The 18,445-nt window shown below is 46.3% G+C and carries 18 protein-coding genes; 16 read left to right on the plus strand and 2 right to left on the minus strand.

Annotated elements, in window-relative coordinates; translation table 11 throughout:
• The 15 genes from L3V37_RS13175 to fliJ form a co-directional block, all read left to right on the plus strand.
• The coding region (locus L3V37_RS13175; protein WP_237306447.1) for a flagellin at window positions 1-943 on the plus strand (943 nt) is incomplete at its 5' end.
• A 288-nt stretch (window positions 944-1,231) separates the two neighbouring features.
• Window positions 1,232-2,362, plus strand: coding sequence for a flagellin (locus L3V37_RS13180; RefSeq protein WP_005380449.1), 1,131 nt, complete (start codon window positions 1,232-1,234; stop codon window positions 2,360-2,362).
• Window positions 2,363-2,454: 92 nt separating this feature from the next.
• Entirely contained in the window at window positions 2,455-2,889 is a 435-nt protein-coding gene (gene flaG, locus L3V37_RS13185; RefSeq protein ID WP_005384493.1) for a flagellar protein FlaG, read from the plus strand.
• Between the two features lie 21 nt (window positions 2,890-2,910).
• Window positions 2,911-4,905 (plus strand): flagellar filament capping protein FliD, encoded by a 1,995-nt coding sequence (fliD, locus tag L3V37_RS13190; RefSeq protein ID WP_237306448.1) that lies wholly within the window; start codon window positions 2,911-2,913, stop codon window positions 4,903-4,905.
• Between the two features lie 3 nt (window positions 4,906-4,908).
• On the plus strand, window positions 4,909-5,214 hold the full coding sequence (locus tag L3V37_RS13195; RefSeq protein ID WP_005380456.1) for a flagellar protein FliT: 306 nt from the start codon (window positions 4,909-4,911) through the stop codon (window positions 5,212-5,214).
• Window positions 5,215-5,226: 12 nt separating this feature from the next.
• Window positions 5,227-5,637 (plus strand): flagellar export chaperone FliS, encoded by a 411-nt coding sequence (gene fliS, locus L3V37_RS13200; protein WP_005380457.1) that lies wholly within the window; start codon window positions 5,227-5,229, stop codon window positions 5,635-5,637.
• A gap of 287 nt (window positions 5,638-5,924) precedes the next feature.
• A complete protein-coding gene (locus L3V37_RS13205; protein ID WP_054575511.1) occupies window positions 5,925-7,391 on the plus strand; it encodes a sigma-54 dependent transcriptional regulator in 1,467 nt (488 codons plus the stop codon).
• 200 nt (window positions 7,392-7,591) lie between these two features.
• A complete protein-coding gene (locus L3V37_RS13210) occupies window positions 7,592-8,623 on the plus strand; it encodes a PAS domain-containing sensor histidine kinase (RefSeq protein WP_005380459.1) in 1,032 nt (343 codons plus the stop codon).
• A 36-nt stretch (window positions 8,624-8,659) separates the two neighbouring features.
• Window positions 8,660-10,069 (plus strand): sigma-54 dependent transcriptional regulator, encoded by a 1,410-nt coding sequence (locus L3V37_RS13215; RefSeq protein WP_237306449.1) that lies wholly within the window; start codon window positions 8,660-8,662, stop codon window positions 10,067-10,069.
• A 122-nt stretch (window positions 10,070-10,191) separates the two neighbouring features.
• A complete protein-coding gene (gene fliE / locus L3V37_RS13220) occupies window positions 10,192-10,503 on the plus strand; it encodes a flagellar hook-basal body complex protein FliE (RefSeq protein ID WP_237306450.1) in 312 nt (103 codons plus the stop codon).
• Between the two features lie 14 nt (window positions 10,504-10,517).
• Window positions 10,518-12,260, plus strand: coding sequence for a flagellar basal-body MS-ring/collar protein FliF (fliF, locus tag L3V37_RS13225; protein ID WP_005380462.1), 1,743 nt, complete (start codon window positions 10,518-10,520; stop codon window positions 12,258-12,260).
• Complete coding sequence (gene fliG, locus L3V37_RS13230) at window positions 12,253-13,308, plus strand: flagellar motor switch protein FliG (protein ID WP_005380470.1); 1,056 nt, start codon at window positions 12,253-12,255, stop codon at window positions 13,306-13,308. Before fliF ends, fliG begins: the two co-directional genes overlap by 8 nt.
• Window positions 13,309-13,379: 71 nt before the next feature.
• Window positions 13,380-14,180: a flagellar assembly protein FliH gene (gene fliH / locus L3V37_RS13235; protein ID WP_054702623.1), complete on the plus strand. Its 801-nt coding sequence runs from the start codon at window positions 13,380-13,382 to the stop codon at window positions 14,178-14,180.
• A 3-nt stretch (window positions 14,181-14,183) separates the two neighbouring features.
• Window positions 14,184-15,503, plus strand: a complete 1,320-nt coding sequence (gene fliI / locus L3V37_RS13240; protein WP_213868024.1) for a flagellar protein export ATPase FliI — start codon at window positions 14,184-14,186, stop codon at window positions 15,501-15,503.
• A 6-nt stretch (window positions 15,504-15,509) separates the two neighbouring features.
• A complete protein-coding gene (gene fliJ / locus L3V37_RS13245) occupies window positions 15,510-15,953 on the plus strand; it encodes a flagellar export protein FliJ (RefSeq protein WP_005380474.1) in 444 nt (147 codons plus the stop codon).
• Window positions 15,954-15,993: 40 nt separating this feature from the next.
• Here the strand turns inward: fliJ and L3V37_RS13250 are convergent, their stop codons facing one another.
• Together L3V37_RS13250 and L3V37_RS13255 are read right to left on the minus strand one after the other, a co-directional pair.
• A complete protein-coding gene (locus tag L3V37_RS13250) occupies window positions 15,994-16,308 on the minus strand; it encodes an NIPSNAP family protein (RefSeq protein WP_237306451.1) in 315 nt (104 codons plus the stop codon).
• Window positions 16,309-16,347: 39 nt separating this feature from the next.
• Window positions 16,348-16,491, minus strand: a complete 144-nt coding sequence (locus L3V37_RS13255) for a hypothetical protein (RefSeq protein WP_005394314.1) — start codon at window positions 16,489-16,491, stop codon at window positions 16,348-16,350.
• 97 nt (window positions 16,492-16,588) lie between these two features.
• On the opposite strand from L3V37_RS13255, the gene L3V37_RS13260 reads away from it, so the two are divergent.
• Window positions 16,589-18,442: a flagellar hook-length control protein FliK gene (locus tag L3V37_RS13260; protein ID WP_237306452.1), complete on the plus strand. Its 1,854-nt coding sequence runs from the start codon at window positions 16,589-16,591 to the stop codon at window positions 18,440-18,442.
• Window positions 18,443-18,445 lie beyond the last annotated feature (3 nt).

Here is an 18,445-nt window from a genome sequence, read left to right on the forward strand (position 1 = left end):
GGTTCGCAACGCGAACGACGGTATCTCGATTGCACAAACTGCTGAAGGTGCAATGAACGAGACCACTAACATTCTTCAACGTATGCGTGATTTGTCTCTACAATCAGCAAACGGCTCAAACTCGAAAGCAGAACGTGTTGCGATTCAAGAAGAAGTGACCGCGCTAAACGACGAACTAAACCGTATCGCAGAAACCACTTCTTTCGGTGGTAACAAGCTACTAAACGGCACACACGGTGCGAAATCGTTCCAAATCGGTGCGGATAACGGCGAAGCAGTGATGCTTGAGCTAAAAGACATGCGTTCAGACAACAAAATGATGGGCGGTGTGAGCTACCAAGCTGAAAGTGGTAAAGGTAAAGACTGGAATGTTGCTGAAGGTAAGAATGACCTAAAAATCAACCTAACGGACAGCTACGGCCAAGAGCAAGAAATCAACATCAGCGCAAAAGCGGGTGACGATATCGAAGAGCTTGCGACTTACATTAACGGTCAAACTGACCTAGTGAAAGCCTCTGTAGACCAAGACGGTAAACTGCAAATCTTCGCTGGCAACAACAAAGTTGAGGGCGAGGTCGAGTTTTCAGGCGGTCTATCTGGTGAATTAGGTTTGGGCGAAGGCAAAAAAGTAACGGTAGATACTATCGACGTAACCTCAGTTGGTGGCGCACAAGAATCTGTTGCTATCATCGATGCGGCACTGAAATACGTAGACAGCCACCGCGCAGAGCTAGGTGCATTCCAGAACCGTTTCAACCACGCAATCAGCAACTTGGACAACATTAACGAGAACGTGAATGCGTCGAAGAGCCGTATCAAAGATACAGATTTCGCGAAAGAAACGACGGCAATGACCAAATCACAAATTCTATCGCAAGCGTCAAGCTCAATCCTTGCGCAAGCGAAACAAGCGCCAAACTCAGCGCTAAGTCTGCTAGGTTAATTTCAAACCTAAGACGAGAACCTCATTGGCTCGTGGTGAGAGATGAGCGAGTAAACCCAGCTTCGGCTGGGTTTTTTTCTGTCTTTTGGGGACTCAGGATTTCTGCGAATCACGGCATTAGAGCTTCATCACATTTCAGTAAACCAAAGAAAATAATCGCAAAAAATTGAAAATTTCTTCTAAAGGATATTCATTGGTCGCCGTTAAAGGGACTGAGAGAAATGAGATGTACCTAAGTGAGGTGAGAGACACGACGGTACATTCACTAAAGCCTTAAGGAGATCAATTATGGCGATTAACGTTAATACTAACGTTTCTGCGATGACTGCACAGCGTTACCTAAACCAGGCAGCTGACGGTCAACAAAAATCTATGGAGCGTTTGTCTTCGGGTTACAAAATCAATAGCGCGAAAGACGATGCTGCAGGTCTACAGATTTCAAACCGTTTGAATGCACAAAGCCGTGGCCTAGATATGGCAGTGAAAAACGCAAACGACGGTATTTCTATTGCACAGGTTGCTGAAGGTGCAATGAATGAATCTACCAACATCCTACAACGTATGCGTGATCTTTCGCTTCAATCGGCGAACGGCTCTAACTCAAAAGCAGAACGTGTAGCGATCCAAGAAGAAGTAACAGCGCTAAACGACGAGCTAAACCGTATTGCTGAAACTACCTCTTTCGGTGGTAACAAGCTTCTAAACGGTACTTACGGTACTCAATCTTTCCAAATCGGTGCGGACTCAGGTGAAGCAGTGATGCTTTCTATGGGTAACCTACGCTCAGACACTTCAGCAATGGGTGGTAAGAGCTACGCAGCAGAAGAGGGTAAAGACGCATCTTGGACTGTTGGTGAGAAAACAGAGTTCAAAATGAGCTACACCAACAAGCAGGGTGAAGAGAAAGAGCTATCAATCAGCGCTAAGCAAGGCGATGATATTGAGCAGCTAGCGACATACATCAACGGTCAAAACGATGATGTAAAAGCCTCTGTTGGCGAAGATGGCAAACTACAAGTATTTGCTTCTTCTCAAAAAGTTGAAGGTGATGTTGAGTTTTCTGGCAACCTAGCAGACGAGATCGGCTTTGGTGGCCCGAAAGACGTAACAGTGAAAGACATCGACGTAACCACAGTAGCTGGCTCTCAAGAAGCAGTAGCGGTTATCGACGGTGCTCTTAAGTCCGTAGACAGCCAACGAGCTTCACTCGGTGCTTTCCAAAACCGCTTCAACCACGCAATCAGCAACCTAGACAACATTAACGAGAACGTTAACGCGTCTAAAAGCCGTATTAAAGATACTGATTACGCGAAGGAAACCACTGCGATGACTAAGTCGCAAATTCTTCAGCAAGCAAGTACTTCAATCCTGGCTCAAGCGAAGCAGTCTCCATCTGCAGCGCTAAGCTTGTTGGGCTAAGTGGTAAACCCAGCCTGAGGTCAACACCTTAGTGCTGGGGCACCAAAGCGATAGATTCTATCGTTAGCCCATAAGGTGGAAGGGAGATTGTAATGGATATATCCTCCTACGCATCGAACATCCAGCCTTACGGCACGCCAAATGGCACAAAGTTTGCAAATAAAAATGGCAATGATATAGGCACGTCTAGCCCAGCAAATTCAAATGGTGAGATTTCGCCGCAAAAAGCGAAAAACACCGAATACGATTTCTCTGTTCAAGCTGCGATCGAGATGGCTGAAAGCCGTCAAGAACTGAACAAAGAAGAACGTGAAAAATTGGTCGCACAAATGAATGAATTTGTAACGTCCATAAACAAAGGAGTCGCATTTCGAGTGGATGAAGAATCCGGACGAGATGTGGTGACGATTTATGAAGCCAATACCGGTGACGTGATTCGTCAAATTCCTGATGAAGAAATGCTAGTGGTATTGCGTCGCCTAGCTGAGCACACAGCCAACAGCGGGTTGTTGACTGAAAAAGTGTAAGTCGTTTTTAGAGGTGATTTGATGAGTTTAGGCCCTTTGGGGATGTCTGGCGGCATGGATATTAATTCCATGGTCAGCAAAATTGTGGATGCCGAACGCGTACCAAAGCAGCAACGCATCGACAACGAACGCACGACAATTAATGCCAGTATCAGTGCTTACGGACGACTCAGAGAATCATTGGATACGATGAAAAATCTCATGGCGAACTTTCGCCAGGAGAAAGCATTTGCCGTTCGCACTGTCGAAACGACCGATGACAATATCGTATCTGCCACGGCAACCACAGATGCTATCGCTGGCAAATATGCTATCGATGTGTTGCAGCTTGCTCAGAGCCATAAAGTCGCTTCTGACGTATTGCCAGAAGATGCAAAATTTGGCCCTGGTAAGCTGCAGATTTCGCTTGGTGATGAGCGTTTTAATATCGATGTTCGTTCCCGATCTAAGCTCATCGATGTCGTACGCGGCATCAATGGCGCTAAAGATAACCCTGGCGTTCGCGCATCTCTTATTAACGACGTCGAAGGTCCACGCCTTATCCTTGCTTCTAACCTCTCTGGTAAGGATCATCAAATCAGAGTCAGTGTGGAGGCCGAAAAAGGCAACCCTCTTAAATATTTCGAATACCAAACACTTGAAGACCGCGTCAACGCGCTTGAAGAAGCTCGTTCAGCGGCGGAAGATGTCTTAGGTCCTCTTAAATTTCCGGAACAACCAGCAGAAGAGCTGGATGCAAACGGCAATCCTCTACCTCCAGAAGAGCAAAAAGCGGCAGACGATGTACAAGATGATGCATCGCAAGCGCCAATCTCTGCGGCGGGTGCAGAAGCAGCCAAAGCTGGTCAAGAAGCCATTGATGAAGCCAACCGACGCGCGAGCTTACGCCCTGAAGACAGAATTCCAGGGTGGACAGAAACTGCGTCAGGTACTTTGTTGGACTCTTATGAAGAACCAGAGCTTGAACTCGACGAAAAGGCAATAGAGAAGGCACCAGATGTACCAGGCTGGAATAATGCCGCATCGGGCACCCTAACCGATTCTTACGTTACGACGAAAGAGGCTAAGCAGCTTCTTGAGCAAGAAAAAGCGGAAATCGAGCAAAAAATTGCGAGTGAAAAGCAAGCGTTAGACGAAAAAGTGGCACGTGGTGAACTTTCCGAAGCGCAAGCTAAGCAAATTCATCGCGCTAAACTTGATCCTCAAGAACGTGAGCGTCTGGAAAAAATTGATGAAGCAGAAGCGAAAATCGCAAAGGCACAATCTGCTTTTGAAGAATACCTTGGGATGACAGAAGTACAAGCAGGGCAAGATTCAGAAGTTCTGCTTGATGGCGTGGCAAAGCTATCTAGCCACAACAATGTGATTGAAGATGCGATCGAAGGTGTTGATTTAACACTAAAAGGCAAATCAGAACCGAATAAACCGCCTGCTGAAATTGGTGTCGAGTACGACCGTCAAAGTGTACGCAACGATATCGAAAACTTTGTGGCAGCGTATAACTCGTTTTATCAAACCTCCCAAGCGTTGGCGAGTGTGGATCCGGTAACTGGTCAAAAAGGGCCGTTGTCAGGTGACAGCACCGTACGCAGTGCAGATTCACGATTAAAATCGGTCTTTTCTACTCCAATCGATAAGGCGCCTGAAAACCTAAAGTCCTTAACAGAATTTGGCATTACGACCACACGTCAAGGCACCCTAGAAATCAACTATGACATGCTAGATCGCCAGTTGAACAATAACTTCAACGAGTTAGAAAAGTTCTTCGGTGGCAACACAGGTTTTGCTAAACGAGTAGAAGATGCGATTCACGGTATCACAGGTATTACAGGCAGTATTCGTACTCGAGAAAAAAGTCTCACAGAACAAAACTACCGTTTGAGTGACGATCAAGCGGCATTAGATCGCCGCATGGAAAGCCTAGAGAAGCGTACTCATGCGAAGTTTACCGCGATGCAAGATGCGACCGGTAAAATGCAAGGCCAGTTAGGCGCTTTGATGAGTGCGTTGGGTTAATAAATGCAAAAAGAACTCATGGAAATTAGTGATATAGATCAACTAATTACGCAAGAATTAGAAAAAATTGATTTTAATGCTGAAGAAATTCTTCGCTTGGTCGATATCAGGGAACGGTTATTGCAAAACCTGTTACCAATTATTCATCAAAATCCTTTGGTTAAGCAGGATGCAGAGTGGCAAGCATTGCTAACTCGTACCAAAAGAATTGTCGAGCTGATGCAATCGGAAACGTCAAAGGTCGGAAAAGAGCTCCATAAGTTTCGTTATGGCCAGCGTTCACTTCAGCAGTACAAAAAATTTATTTAAAAGAGGATTACTATGCGCGGTTCTTTGCAAGCATACAAAAAGGTATCAGTCGACAGCCAGCTTAGCGCGGCTTCTCCGCACAAAGTCATTCAAATGCTTATGGCTGGTGCGATTGAGCGCCTTATTCAAGGTAAAGCAGCCATGCAAGCAGGCAATATTCCAGCAAAAGGTGAGCGCTTAGGTAAAGCGTTAGACATCATTATCGCGCTACGCAGCTGTCTATCTATGGATGACGGTGGTGATATTGCTTCAAACTTAGATTCACTGTATGAGTTTATGATCACGCAAATTTCTGCTGCTAACCATCAAAATGAGCCTCAGCTGATCGACGACGTTATCGACATTATCCGTGAGATCAAGTCCGCTTGGGACCAAATCCCAACAGAGTTTCATAATCTTACCGCTGCTGAAGTTGGTATTTAATAGTCAAAACAATGCGTTAAGATACTAGACGAATATATTTGTCAATTGCGCAACGAGTTGTGTAGCAAAGTTTCTATCAAGCTCACACCTCTCCATTGCTTGGTTGCCTTATTTTTATATTCAAATAAAATAGAAGCCATTAGTAGCCCTAATGGCTTTTTTGTTGCTGATTTTCCTATTTTGTCTATCGTAAATTGAGTGTGGTGGTTCTGCCTTCTTTAGCACCCAATTGCGCAAATCAAGGTTTGGCCGCAACGCACCTAAAATAAAGGCAATCATTCTTACTTATGCATGGTTTGGCAAAGCTGCTTGTAATTGATGATGACGCATCAAGTCGTTTAAATTTAAGCAATATATTGGAATTTGTTGGAGAAAATTGCGAAGCGGTCAGTTCTGATCAGCTCAGCGATGTTGATTGGTCTAGCGTATGGTCGTGCTGTATTGTTGGTAATATTCCAGCAGGTCAAGCGGCGAGTACGGTTATCTCTCATTTAAACAGCGCTTACCACATCCCTCTTCTAGTCATGGGCCGTTTTCCTTTGCCTGTTGATGATCTTCCAAATTTTGTTGGTGAACTAGAGCTGCCGCTTAATTACCCACAGCTTAGTGAAGCGTTACGCCACTGCAAAGATTTTCTGGGGCGAAAAGGAGTGAATGTTGTTGCTAGTGCACGCAAAAACACGCTTTTTCGCAGCTTAGTTGGTCAAAGTAGAGGTATTCAAGAAGTTCGACACCTGATTGAGCAAGTATCAAACACAGAAGCAAACGTGTTGATCTTAGGTGAGTCCGGTACGGGTAAAGAAGTTGTTGCGCGTAACATCCACTATCATTCTTCATACCGCGATGGCGCATTTGTACCTATTAACTGTGGTGCAATACCGCCTGAGCTCCTAGAAAGTGAATTGTTTGGCCACGAAAAAGGCGCGTTTACTGGTGCGTTAACGGCACGTAAAGGTCGATTTGAGCTCGCAGACGGTGGCACTATCTTTCTTGATGAGATTGGCGATATGCCGATGTCGATGCAAGTAAAGTTACTTCGCGTATTGCAAGAGCGCTGTTTCGAACGTGTGGGTGGCAATAGCACCATCAAGGTCAATGTTCGAGTTGTGGCGGCGACACACCGTAATCTAGAAAATATGATTGAAGAAGGCACGTTCCGAGAAGACTTGTTCTATCGCCTGAACGTGTTTCCAATTGAGATGCCAGCGCTGAAAGAGCGCAAACAAGATATACCATTGCTGCTGCAAGAACTGATGACACGTTTAGAGGCGGAAGGCGGACAACCTATCTGCTTTACACCTCGTGCAATCAACTCACTTATGGAGCATCACTGGCCGGGCAACGTACGCGAGTTGGCTAATCTTGTTGAGCGAATGATTATTCTGTATCCAAATAGCTTGGTGGATGTAAACCATCTACCAACCAAATATCGCTACAGTGACATCCCAGAGTTCCAACCAGAGAGCAATCCATTTGTTTCGGTGGAAGAGCAAGAGCGTGACGTATTCCAAGATATCTTCTCTGAAGATTTTAGCTTTGAAGATCAAGACGACCTTGATCACAGCATGAACGCCCCGCAAGCGCTGCCACCGGAAGGGGTTAATTTGAAAGAGCTGCTGGCTGATTTAGAAGTTAATATGATCAGCCAAGCATTAGAAGCGCAGGGTGGCGTTGTAGCAAGAGCGGCCGACATGCTGGGTATGCGACGTACTACGCTGGTGGAAAAAATGCGTAAGTACAACTTACAGCGCTAGGTAAAGTGAAGTTTTAAGACGATATCTGAATAATCACTTGGGCTGGTTAACATCGCTTTTCTGGCATCCAAAACCGTTATCTCTGAGTGTCAACTTATTGTCGATGGCTTAACGTCCTGATAAATATAAAAAAATAGCTTGGTACGCTAATTGCTTACCAAGCTATTTTAGTTTTAGCGGCGATATTTCGACAGGCAGTAATGGATAACAACACCAATCAATCCCATTTAGATTCCGTAGAGAATCAGGTTGAGCGCTACAAACAGGTGCTCGATGTGATGCCTGCTGGAGTGATTTTGCTCGATACGTACGGAGTAGTGCGTGAAGCAAATCCAGAAGCGCACCGAATTCTTGAGATTCCACTGGTTAACGAAAAATGGTTCAACGTTATCCAGGCGGTGTTTGACCCACGTGAAGATGATGGCCATGAAGTTTCCCTGCGGAATGGCCGTAAAGTTCGACTCGCCATCTCGGCGTCCACAACAGGTCAATTGATCCTGATTACCGATTTAACCGAAACCCGTTTACTTCAAGCTCGTGTCAGTGATTTACAGCGCTTATCGTCGTTAGGACGTATGGTTGCGTCGCTTGCTCACCAAGTAAGAACGCCGCTGTCGAGCGCTATGTTATATGCATCCAATTTGGGAGCGCCAAATCTTCCTCCAGCGACAAAAGATCGCTTCCAAACCAAATTAATGGATCGACTGCACGATTTGGAAAAGCAGGTTAATGATATGCTGCTTTTTGCTAAAGGTGGTGATAATAAAGTCATTAAGCCATTTACGATTGCCCAGTTGGTAGCGGAATATCAGCCGATGGTCGAAACCGCGCTAAAAAACAACAGTATTGATTACTGCCTAGAAGTGGAAGAAGAACAAACTGAACTACTAGGCAATGCGAACGCCATTGCATCCGCATTGAGTAATCTGGTCATGAATGCGATTCAAATGTCTGGTAAAGAATCGCAAGTCGATATTTTTTTCCGCCCGGTAAATGGTGAGTTACGCATTTCTGTGCAAGACAGCGGACCGGGTGTGCCCGAAGAACTGCAAGCCAAAATCATGGAGCCATTTTTTACCACACGTTCTCAAGGAACTGGATTAGGGTTGGCAGTTGTTCAAATGGTTTGCCGTGCCCATGACGGTCGATTGGAACTTATTTCAGAGCAGGGTGATGGAGCCTGCTTCACCATGTGCATTCCGCTAGAGCGAGTGCAAACAGAAGCGCAATAAGCGGCTTTTGGTAATAACAATTTCTGGAGAATCATAATGGCGCAAAGCAAAGTGCTGATCGTAGAAGACGATGAAGGTCTTCGTGAAGCCCTAGTCGATACTCTGGCTCTGGCAGGGTATGAGTGGTTGGAAGCGGACTGTGCTGAAGATGCACTGTTAAAGCTGAAATCGAATACAGTTGATATCGTCGTTTCTGATGTGCAAATGGCGGGTATGGGTGGCTTAGCTCTGCTCAAAAGCATCAAGCAGAATTGGCCTAACTTACCAGTATTGCTAATGACGGCGTACGCCAACATTGAAGATGCCGTGTCTGCAATGAAAGATGGCGCAATTGACTACATGGCGAAACCATTTGCACCAGAAGTATTGCTGAACATGGTCAGTCGATATGCACCGATCAAAAGCGATGACAATGGTGACGCGGTCGTGGCAGATGAAAAAAGTCTGCGTCTACTTGCGTTGGCCGATAAAGTGGCACGTACAGATGCGAATGTTATGGTGCTAGGTCCTAGTGGGTCAGGTAAAGAAGTGATGTCGCGCTATATTCACAACGCGTCAAATCGTAAAAATGGTCCTTTTGTCGCAATTAACTGTGCTGCGATTCCTGACAATATGCTCGAAGCAACACTGTTTGGCTATGAAAAGGGCGCATTTACTGGTGCTGTTCAGGCATGCCCAGGAAAGTTTGAACAAGCACAAGGTGGCACAATCTTGCTTGATGAAATCAGCGAAATGGACCTGAACCTGCAAGCGAAGTTGTTGCGTGTTTTGCAAGAGCGAGAAGTAGAGCGCCTAGGCAGTCGCAAAAGCATCAAGTTAGATGTTCGTGTGTTAGCGACGAGTAACCGTGATCTTAAGCAATACGTGTCAGAAGGAAACTTCAGAGAGGACTTATATTACCGCCTGAATGTATTCCCAATTGCGTGGCCTGCACTTAAAGAACGTAAAGGCGATATTGCACCGCTTGCCAAGCATCTTGCTGAGCGTCATTGCAGTAAAATGGGCATGCCAGTGCCTCAATTCTCGAGCGTTGCGTTAGAAAAACTATTGCAATACCCTTGGCCGGGTAATGTTCGTGAGTTGGATAACGTGGTTCAACGAGCGCTGATATTAAGTGAAAATGGCGACATCGATGCTGAGCACATTTTGCTTGAGGGCGTAGATTGGCAAGATGCCAATAGCTTACAACACGTGGTGCAAAATGCAGATATGGTCGTGCCCAATGTTAAGCCAGTTGCTCAAGCTGAGAGTGTCAGCCGCCCAGTAACTGGTGGAGAAGGCTTAGGCAGCGAGCTGCGCGATCAAGAATACGCCATTATTTTGGAGACTTTGGTTGAGTGTAATGGTCGACGCAAAGAAATGGCGGAGAAACTGGGTATAAGCCCTCGAACCTTGCGCTATAAGCTTGCCAAAATGCGTGATGCTGGTATAGATATCCCGAATTAACACAGACAACGGCCATAAGACGAAAAGTGTAAGTAAATTGATTGCTAATGTCTTATGGCACGTTAATTGCTGTGTCAATAATCAGTTTTGTTAATAGTCAATCTTTTGGCTTAGAGGTGCTAATGAAAATTGATGGTATTCAGGCAGAAATGCGCGCCATGATGGTAGAAGCAACCAATACGGCTCCTACTGCAAGTGAGGCGAAAGTTGGAGCGGATTTTAACGATCTCCTAACTAAAGCCATCAATAACGTGAACACACTTCAAAAAGCATCTGGTGATTTACAAACCCGTTTTGATCGTGGTGATGCCGATGTATCCCTTTCTGACGTTATGATCGCTCGTAACAAGTCTAGTGTCGCTTTTGATGCGACGGTTCAAATTCGCAATAAACTCGTTGAGGCATATAAAGATCTCATGAACATGCCAGTGTAATTTAGGTAATAAGTGTGGCAGACAAGTCTACAGATTTAACCGTCACTGAAGGCGGCTCAGATGGTGCACTGGTAGCAAGTTCCGATGTGGATGTGGAGAGTCAAAATCCAGATCTAGAGGAGCGCAGTGCGTCAAAATTCGATATGGCAGTGGGCGACCTCGATTTACTTCGTCAGGTTGTGCTTGTGCTGTCGATCTCCATCTGTGTTGCATTGATCGTGATGCTGTTCTTTTGGGTCAAAGAACCGGAGATGCGCCCACTTGGTGCGTATGAGACCGAAGAATTGATCCCCGTTCTGGATTATCTGGACCAGCAGAAAATCAATTATAAGCTTGATGGCAATACTGTTTCTGTTGAATCGAGTGAGTACAACTCGATCAAACTTGGCATGGTTCGTTCCGGGGTTAACCAAGCTACAGAAGCAGGCGATGATATTTTGCTGCAAGACATGGGTTTTGGGGTTTCACAACGTCTCGAGCAAGAGCGTCTCAAACTCAGTCGAGAGCGCCAATTGGCTCAAGCAATTGAAGAAATGAAGCAAGTTCGCAAAGCACGAGTGTTATTGGCACTGCCAAAGCACAGCGTGTTTGTGCGTCATAACCAAGAAGCGTCTGCGTCGGTATTTTTGACATTGTCGACAGGCACGAACCTTAAGCAGCAAGAAGTGGATTCTATTGTCGACATGGTAGCGAGTGCCGTGCCGGGAATGAAAACTTCTCGAATTACCGTCACAGATCAGCATGGCCGCTTACTCAGCTCAGGCTCCCAAGATCCTGCTTCTGCGGCGCGACGCAAAGAACAAGAATTAGAACGCAGCCAAGAGCAAGCGCTGCGCGAAAAAATTGATTCCGTACTATTACCGATTTTAGGTTATGGCAACTATACGGCGCAGGTTGATATCCAAATGGACTTCAGTGCGGTTGAACAAACCCGCAAACGCTTTGATCCAAACACCCCTGCGACCCGCAGTGAGTACGCACTCGAAGATTACAATAACGGTAACATGGTAGCGGGTATTCCGGGTGCGTTGAGTAATCAGCCTCCAGCGGATGCCTCAATTCCGCAAGATGTGGCTCAAATGAAAGATGGTTCTGTCATGGGGCAGGGTTCAGTTCGTAAAGAGTCCACGCGTAACTTTGAGCTAGATACCACCATCAGCCACGAGCGAAAGCAGACCGGGACGGTGGCTCGTCAGACCGTTTCTGTTGCGATTAAAGACCGTCGTCAAGTTAACCCTGATACGGGTGAAGTGACTTATACCCCAATGTCCGAATCTGAAATCAATGCCATTCGCCAAGTATTAATTGGTACCGTTGGCTTTGATCAAGGCCGTGGCGATTTGCTGAATGTATTGAGTGTAAAGTTTGCTGAGCCAGAGGCTGAGCAGCTAGAAGAACCACCAATTTGGGAGCACCCTAACTTCAGTGATTGGGTTCGTTGGTTCGCAAGTGCATTAGTGATTATTGTGGTTGTGTTGGTTCTGGTTCGCCCAGCAATGAAGAAATTGCTTAACCCTACCAGCGATGATGAAGACGAAATGTACGGACCAGACGGCTTGCCGATTGGTGCGGATGGTGAAACTAGCTTGATTGGTAGTGACATCGAAAGCAGCGAACTGTTCGAGTTTGGCTCAAGTATTGATTTGCCAAACCTTCATAAAGATGAAGATGTATTGAAAGCGGTTCGCGCTCTGGTTGCGAATGAACCTGAACTGGCTGCTCAAGTAGTGAAAAACTGGATGAATGACAATGGCTAACGATATCGTACCTCAAGATGACAACGCCGCGGGAATGCCAGTAGAGCTGGATGTTTCAACCATTACTGGCGAAGAAAAAGCGGCAATTTTGCTACTGAGCCTTAATGAACAAGATGCAGCTGGCATTATCCGTCACCTAGAACCAAAACAGGTTCAGCGTGTTGGTAGTGCGATGGCTCGCGCGAAGGATCTCAGCCAAGACAAGGTATCTGCTGTTCATCGTGCGTTTTTGGAGGATATCCAGAAATACACCAACATTGGTATGGGCAGCGAAGACTTTATGCGTAATGCACTGGTTGCCGCTCTTGGTGAAGACAAAGCCAACAACTTAGTTGACCAGATCCTACTTGGTACGGGCTCAAAAGGCTTGGATTCTTTGAAATGGATGGACCCACGCCAAGTGGCGAGCATTATTGTCAATGAACACCCACAGATTCAAACTATCGTATTGTCTTATTTAGAAGCAGACCAATCTGCAGAGATTTTGTCTCAGTTCCCTGAGCGCGTGCGTTTGGATCTGATGATGCGTATTGCCAACCTTGAAGAAGTTCAGCCATCAGCATTGGCAGAGCTGAACGAAATCATGGAGAAACAGTTCGCGGGTCAAGCGGGTGCACAAGCAGCCAAAATTGGCGGCCTGAAAGCAGCAGCGGAGATCATGAACTACCTAGACAACAACGTCGAAGGTTTGTTAATGGAGCAAATTCGCGATCAGGACGAAGACATGGCGACGCAAATCCAAGACCTAATGTTTGTCTTCGAAAACTTAGTCGAGGTGGACGACCAAGGTATTCAGAAGTTGCTGCGTGACGTACCACAAGACGTGTTGCAAAAAGCACTCAAAGGTGCAGATGACTCGTTACGTGAGAAAGTCTTCAAGAACATGTCTAAACGTGCTGCTGATATGATGCGTGATGACATAGAAGCGATGCCGCCAGTACGAGTGGCAGATGTAGAAGCCGCTCAGAAAGAAATCTTAGCAATTGCCCGTCGAATGGCGGATGCTGGTGAGCTCATGCTATCTGGCGGTGCTGACGAATTCTTATAATTTCTATTGCTTCGCAATTATCCTATTGCGGAGCACCCTCACTTCTTAATCGAACACACAATAGGTAACCCATGGCTGGCGATAGAAAACGTGGATTTATCCGTCCTGATGAAGATGATTCGATGATCGAACCTCAACGTTGGGGGCTGCCTGATTATGGCGAGCCTAAAGCCAAACAAGCAAAACAAACCGCGTTCAACTATGACCCGGGATGGGTGCCGAATTTTGATGAGCCTGAAGAAGAGCAGCCACTTGCGCTAACCGAAGAGCAAATTGAACTGATTAAGCAAGGTGCTTATCAAGAAGGCTTACATCAAGGTCAGGAAGCTGGCTTTAAGCAAGGTTACGACAAAGGTAAAGAAGAAGGGGTGCAAGCCGGCCATGCTGAAGGTCTCGAGCTCGGAAAATCTGAAGGGGTAACTGCAGGGCAAGAATACATTCAGCAGCAAGTTGAAACCTTCATGAACTTGGCCAATCAGTTTGCTCAACCTTTGGAGTTGATGAATGCTCAGGTTGAAAAGCAGCTGGTGGATATGGTGCTCTGTTTAGTTAAAGAAGTGGTGCACGTTGAAGTACAAACCAACCCTCAAATTATTTTAGATACGGTGAAGCAGTCGGTCGAAGCGCTACCAATATCAGGCCACCCTATTACCTTGCACCTGAATCCAGAAGATGTCGCGATTATTCGTTCAGCTTATGGTGAAGAAGACCTTAATTGTCGCAACTGGACGTTAGTTGCTGAGCCATCGCTCAATCGAGGTGACGTCCAGATTGAAGCCGGTGAATCAAGCATTAATTATCGCATGGAAGAACGCGTCAAAAGCGTATTGCACAGCTTTTGTGGCGCAAACCGTCATCAAGAGGGCGAGTAATCCATGCAAGCACTCTCTGACCGCTTAAAAAGCTACAAAGTTGAAGGCCTTACGACGCGCCCTGTCGCCTCTGGCAAACTGGTGCGTGTGGTTGGGTTAACGTTGGAAGCGACCGGCTGTCGCGCACCAATTGGCAGTTTATGCTTAGTGGAAACCATGTCAGGTCAGATGGAAGCCGAGGTTGTCGGCTTTTCAGGTGACAACCTATTCTTAATGCCAAGCGAACAAATTACGGGCATTTTACCTGGCGCGAGAGTCACCCCTTTAACCAGTGACGCTGGTTTGCCTGTCGGCATGGAGCTACTTGGGCGCGTGATAGACGGGGTTGGGAATCCACTTGATGGACTTGGCCCTTTGTATACCGATCACCGTGCCTCTTTTAATGCCGAACCAATCAACCCATTGGCTCGAAAGCCAATTTCTGAACCGCTCGATGTTGGCCTAAAAGCTATCAATGGTTTGTTGACGGTCGGTAAAGGTCAGCGTATCGGTCTGTTTGCAGGTTCTGGTGTGGGTAAATCGGTCACGCTTGGCATGATGACGCGAGGTACCACCGCACAGGTTGTGGTCGTCGGTCTGATAGGTGAGCGTGGACGTGAAGTTAAAGAATTCATCGAAGAGATCTTGGGTGAGGACGGTCGTCGCCGCTCAGTGGTGGTCGCGGCGCCTGCCGATGCTTCACCTTTAATGCGCTTAAAGGGGTGCCAAACGGCATTAACGATTGCTGAATACTTCCGGGATCAAGGGTTAGATGTTCTGCTATTGATGGACTCGTTGACTCGTTTTGCACAAGCACAGCGTGAAATCGCACTTTCTGTTGGTGAGCCGCCAGCGACGAAAGGTTACCCGCCTTCTGTATTTGCCAAGCTGCCAGCGCTGGTTGAGCGAGCGGGTAATGGAAGTGCCGAGCAAGGCTCGATTACGGCGTTCTTTACCGTGTTGACCGAAGGGGATGATTTGCAAGATCCGATAGCGGACGCATCGCGAGCCATTCTTGATGGCCATATTGTACTTTCTCGTGAAATGGCGGATGCAGGCCATTATCCGGCGATTGATGTCGAGAAGTCGGTGAGCCGTGTTATGCCGCAAATCACGACCGAAGAGCACGTTCTGATGTCAAAAGCGGTGCGACAGGTCTTGTCTATTTGTCGCAAGAATCAAGATTTGGTCTCGATTGGAGCGTACAAACCGGGTACCGATCCTGCTATTGATGGCGCATTTACTTTGAAACCGAAGTTAGACGAATACTTGCAGCAGAGCATGAAAGAATCGGTGCCATACGATATGTGCGTCAATATGCTTAGAAACATTTTGGGTGGGTGATAGCGCATGAATAATGCGATGGAGTTTCTACTTGAGCAAACTAAGGATCGTGAAGACCAAGCTGTGCTTGCACTGAACAAAGCGCGTTCTGAACTCGAAGATTATTACCGTCAGGTTGAACAAATTGAAAAGTATCGGCTTGATTATTGCCAGCAACTCGTCGACCGTGGTCAGGCGGGCCTAACGGCAAGTCAATATGGACACTTAAATCGATTCCTTACCCAGCTAGATGAAACTTTATCTAAGCAAAAGCAAGCAGAAAGTCATTTCAAAGAGCAGGTTGAAAACTGTAAAGAATATTGGTTAACCGTGCGTAAAGAACGCAAATCCTATGAGTGGATGATAGACAAACGCGAAAAAGAGAAACAACTTGCTGAAGCCAAGCGCGAACAAAAGCAAATGGACGAGTTTTCCACCTTACTTTACAGTCGAAAACCACATCGTTTCTAAAGGTTATCGGTTCGATATTGCGTTACGGTGTTGCAGCTGACTACATCTCTACCGATTCAAGTAAGGTAACTTTGATTGAGTCTTGTTCAATTAACTCAAACACCTTCGGTCGAATCTCGCGAACCCACCACTCGTCGTATGTTTTTTCGTAGAGAGCCAGGCGTGCTTGTTCATTGTCGAACTCTCTAAGCCAAACAAAATAGTCATGTCCATCATCACCAGTGTGGACGTAAGTATTCAGTACACGCATGCCTTGTGAGCGCTGATAGGGCAACAGTTCTTCCTTCATCCAACTTAGCCACTGTTCTGTTTTGCCTGCTTTGATTCTATATTGGCGTAATTCTGTGATCTTCAAAGTGATTCCTTAATTGTTAAGCCAAGTGTCTGTTTACGCTTATCGTTTTTCAAAGTCAATCAAGTAGCTGTACATCATGTTAGGAACCAGGTTCTCGGATAGTACTGTTGATGTTTGTTCCATAAACATGCCATCTATTAGCTTACCGAGAATTGGCTCAATATTGTGGTGTGATTTTTGCATTTTAGCTGTCAGTGTCGGGTCTTTTTGACCTTTGTTTGCCGCCAGTATTGCTGTCTGTCAGCGATACGCTCAGAGCCACAAGAACGAGAGTTTCTAAATGAGTGTGAATTTGTCCCATGTATCTGCGACTACCAAGACGCCAGTTTCTGATGTGTCCGCTAAAGCGTCCGCAGAGAGCACTGAGAGCAAGGGATTTTTAGAAACGTTAACCGATGCATTTGCTGGTAAACAAAAGCCCGAAAAAGTAGCAACAGAATCGACAGTGGTTGAAGAAAAAGAAAGAGCGGATGTAGGCAGTACTTCTTCTGCTAACGTCTCGGACGAATTGTTGGCGCAAGAAAGCCAAGAATCCGTCAGTGACGGGACCCATGATTTTGATGAAATATCAGCAAACAAACCGAATGCAACCTTAAGTGAAGAAGTAAGTTTACAAAAGGCGAGTAACAGCACACCTTTGGAGCATGATGTTGAAGCTATTGAAAAAGTGAAATCAACATCAATCGATACGAGCAACCCATCAAATACAGTGGACGTAAAAAGCACGATGGGTGAAGGACAACAGCTTCTTGGTCGAATTGAACAAGCGAATCAAACCCTGAATGCGAGTAATGCATCCATCGATAGTGGCAAAGTTTTGCCTCAGAGCGCGAATTTAGTGCATTCGTTCCACGAGCAAGCAACCGTTTCGACAAACCTTGATGAGCTGGCTTTGAATGAAACGCCATCAGTTCATTCGCTTGAACAAGCACAGATGATCCCAGGACAAGACTTAGAGCCAATTTTAGATAAGAACGGTCAACCTATCGATGTCGACAAACTCTCGTCTGAGTTTGCTGCTTGGCAAGAGCTAGCGAAACAAGCCAGCCATCCGACGACTAAGAGCGCAGTCAGTGGTGAAGTAGCTAATGAGCTGTCGCCGTTGTTAACAGACGTTGATGGTTCCAACATCGACGCGCTTCCACGAGTCTCCTTGGATGAACTTGAAGTTATAGATACCAAGTTGGCGCAAGGAAAACCACTGACTCAGCAAGAAGCTCAGGTCATTGAAGGGTTGAAACAAGGAACGGTCACGGCGGATATTCCTGAGCAAGACCTTGCCCAATTTGTTGCGCTCCCTAATGACATTAAACAGATGCTCGCAGAGCAACAAGTACAACATAATTTAACTCGCCAGGCTGGAGCTATGGCAGTGTCTCAGCAAATCCAGCATACAGCGGCTCAAGTACCCCAGCCACAAACTGCTCATAGTGGAGAAAAAGTCGCATTATCTCCAACGCCCGATATGTTGATAGCCGCGCAAGTGCCGACGTCGCTTCAAGGTGTGAAAGACGGAGAGATTAGCCAGAAAGTGATGAACGCAGCATTGGCGACTGGTGCGCTAAAGGCGACTGCGGATAAACAAGATAAGTCGGACCTCCAACATGGCTTCGCTGGACAGCTTCAGGCTATGGCAGGTCAGCAAGGAATTAATGTGCAGCAACAAGCGCGTATTGATGCTGCACAACAAGCTCAGCTTCCGTTGCAACTAACTAAAGAGCTAGCCAACGAGCAAGTCGCGGAAAAAGTGCAAATGATGATGTCGAAGAATCTGAAAAATCTCGATATTCGTCTTGATCCACCAGAGTTAGGTCGTATGCAAATTCGTATGACCATGAATAATGACGTTGCCAATGTACATTTTACAGTGAACAACCCGCAAGCTCGTGACATTATTGAACAGACGCTCCCTCGTTTGAGAGAAATGCTAGCGCAACAAGGTATGCAGCTGGCTGATTCTTCCGTCCAGCAACAAAACAGCGGGCAACAGCAAGGTAGGTATACTGCTGAACAACATGGTCAAAGCGCGCAAAGTGGCGGCTTTTCTGGACAGTCCGAAGAGGGTTTTGAATCTGATGTCAATCTGGATTTGAATGTCGCTTCAAAGCGTGATGGAATTAGTTTTTACGCATAAAAG

The sequence above is a fragment of the Vibrio sp. D54 genome, from assembly GCF_021728075.1.
In the GTDB taxonomy this organism is placed as follows: Bacteria; Pseudomonadota; Gammaproteobacteria; order Enterobacterales; family Vibrionaceae; genus Vibrio; species Vibrio alginolyticus.

Bases quoted from the DNA above. Each gene is read 5' to 3' on its own strand.
- L3V37_RS13180 (WP_005380449.1), top strand. From the start codon at position 1,232: ATGGCGATTAACGTTAATACTAACGTTTCTGCGATGACTGCACAGCGT.
- flaG (WP_005384493.1), top strand. From the start codon at position 2,455: ATGGATATATCCTCCTACGCATCGAACATCCAGCCTTACGGCACGCCA.
- fliD (WP_237306448.1), top strand. From the start codon at position 2,911: ATGAGTTTAGGCCCTTTGGGGATGTCTGGCGGCATGGATATTAATTCC.
- L3V37_RS13195 (WP_005380456.1), top strand. From the start codon at position 4,909: ATGCAAAAAGAACTCATGGAAATTAGTGATATAGATCAACTAATTACG.
- fliS (WP_005380457.1), top strand. From the start codon at position 5,227: ATGCGCGGTTCTTTGCAAGCATACAAAAAGGTATCAGTCGACAGCCAG.
- L3V37_RS13205 (WP_054575511.1), top strand. From the start codon at position 5,925: ATGCATGGTTTGGCAAAGCTGCTTGTAATTGATGATGACGCATCAAGT.
- L3V37_RS13210 (WP_005380459.1), top strand. From the start codon at position 7,592: ATGGATAACAACACCAATCAATCCCATTTAGATTCCGTAGAGAATCAG.
- L3V37_RS13215 (WP_237306449.1), top strand. From the start codon at position 8,660: ATGGCGCAAAGCAAAGTGCTGATCGTAGAAGACGATGAAGGTCTTCGT.
- fliE (WP_237306450.1), top strand. From the start codon at position 10,192: ATGAAAATTGATGGTATTCAGGCAGAAATGCGCGCCATGATGGTAGAA.
- fliG (WP_005380470.1), top strand. From the start codon at position 12,253: ATGGCTAACGATATCGTACCTCAAGATGACAACGCCGCGGGAATGCCA.
- fliH (WP_054702623.1), top strand. From the start codon at position 13,380: ATGGCTGGCGATAGAAAACGTGGATTTATCCGTCCTGATGAAGATGAT.
- fliI (WP_213868024.1), top strand. From the start codon at position 14,184: ATGCAAGCACTCTCTGACCGCTTAAAAAGCTACAAAGTTGAAGGCCTT.
- fliJ (WP_005380474.1), top strand. From the start codon at position 15,510: ATGAATAATGCGATGGAGTTTCTACTTGAGCAAACTAAGGATCGTGAA.
- L3V37_RS13255 (WP_005394314.1), bottom strand. From the start codon at position 16,491: ATGCAAAAATCACACCACAATATTGAGCCAATTCTCGGTAAGCTAATA.
- L3V37_RS13260 (WP_237306452.1), top strand. From the start codon at position 16,589: ATGAGTGTGAATTTGTCCCATGTATCTGCGACTACCAAGACGCCAGTT.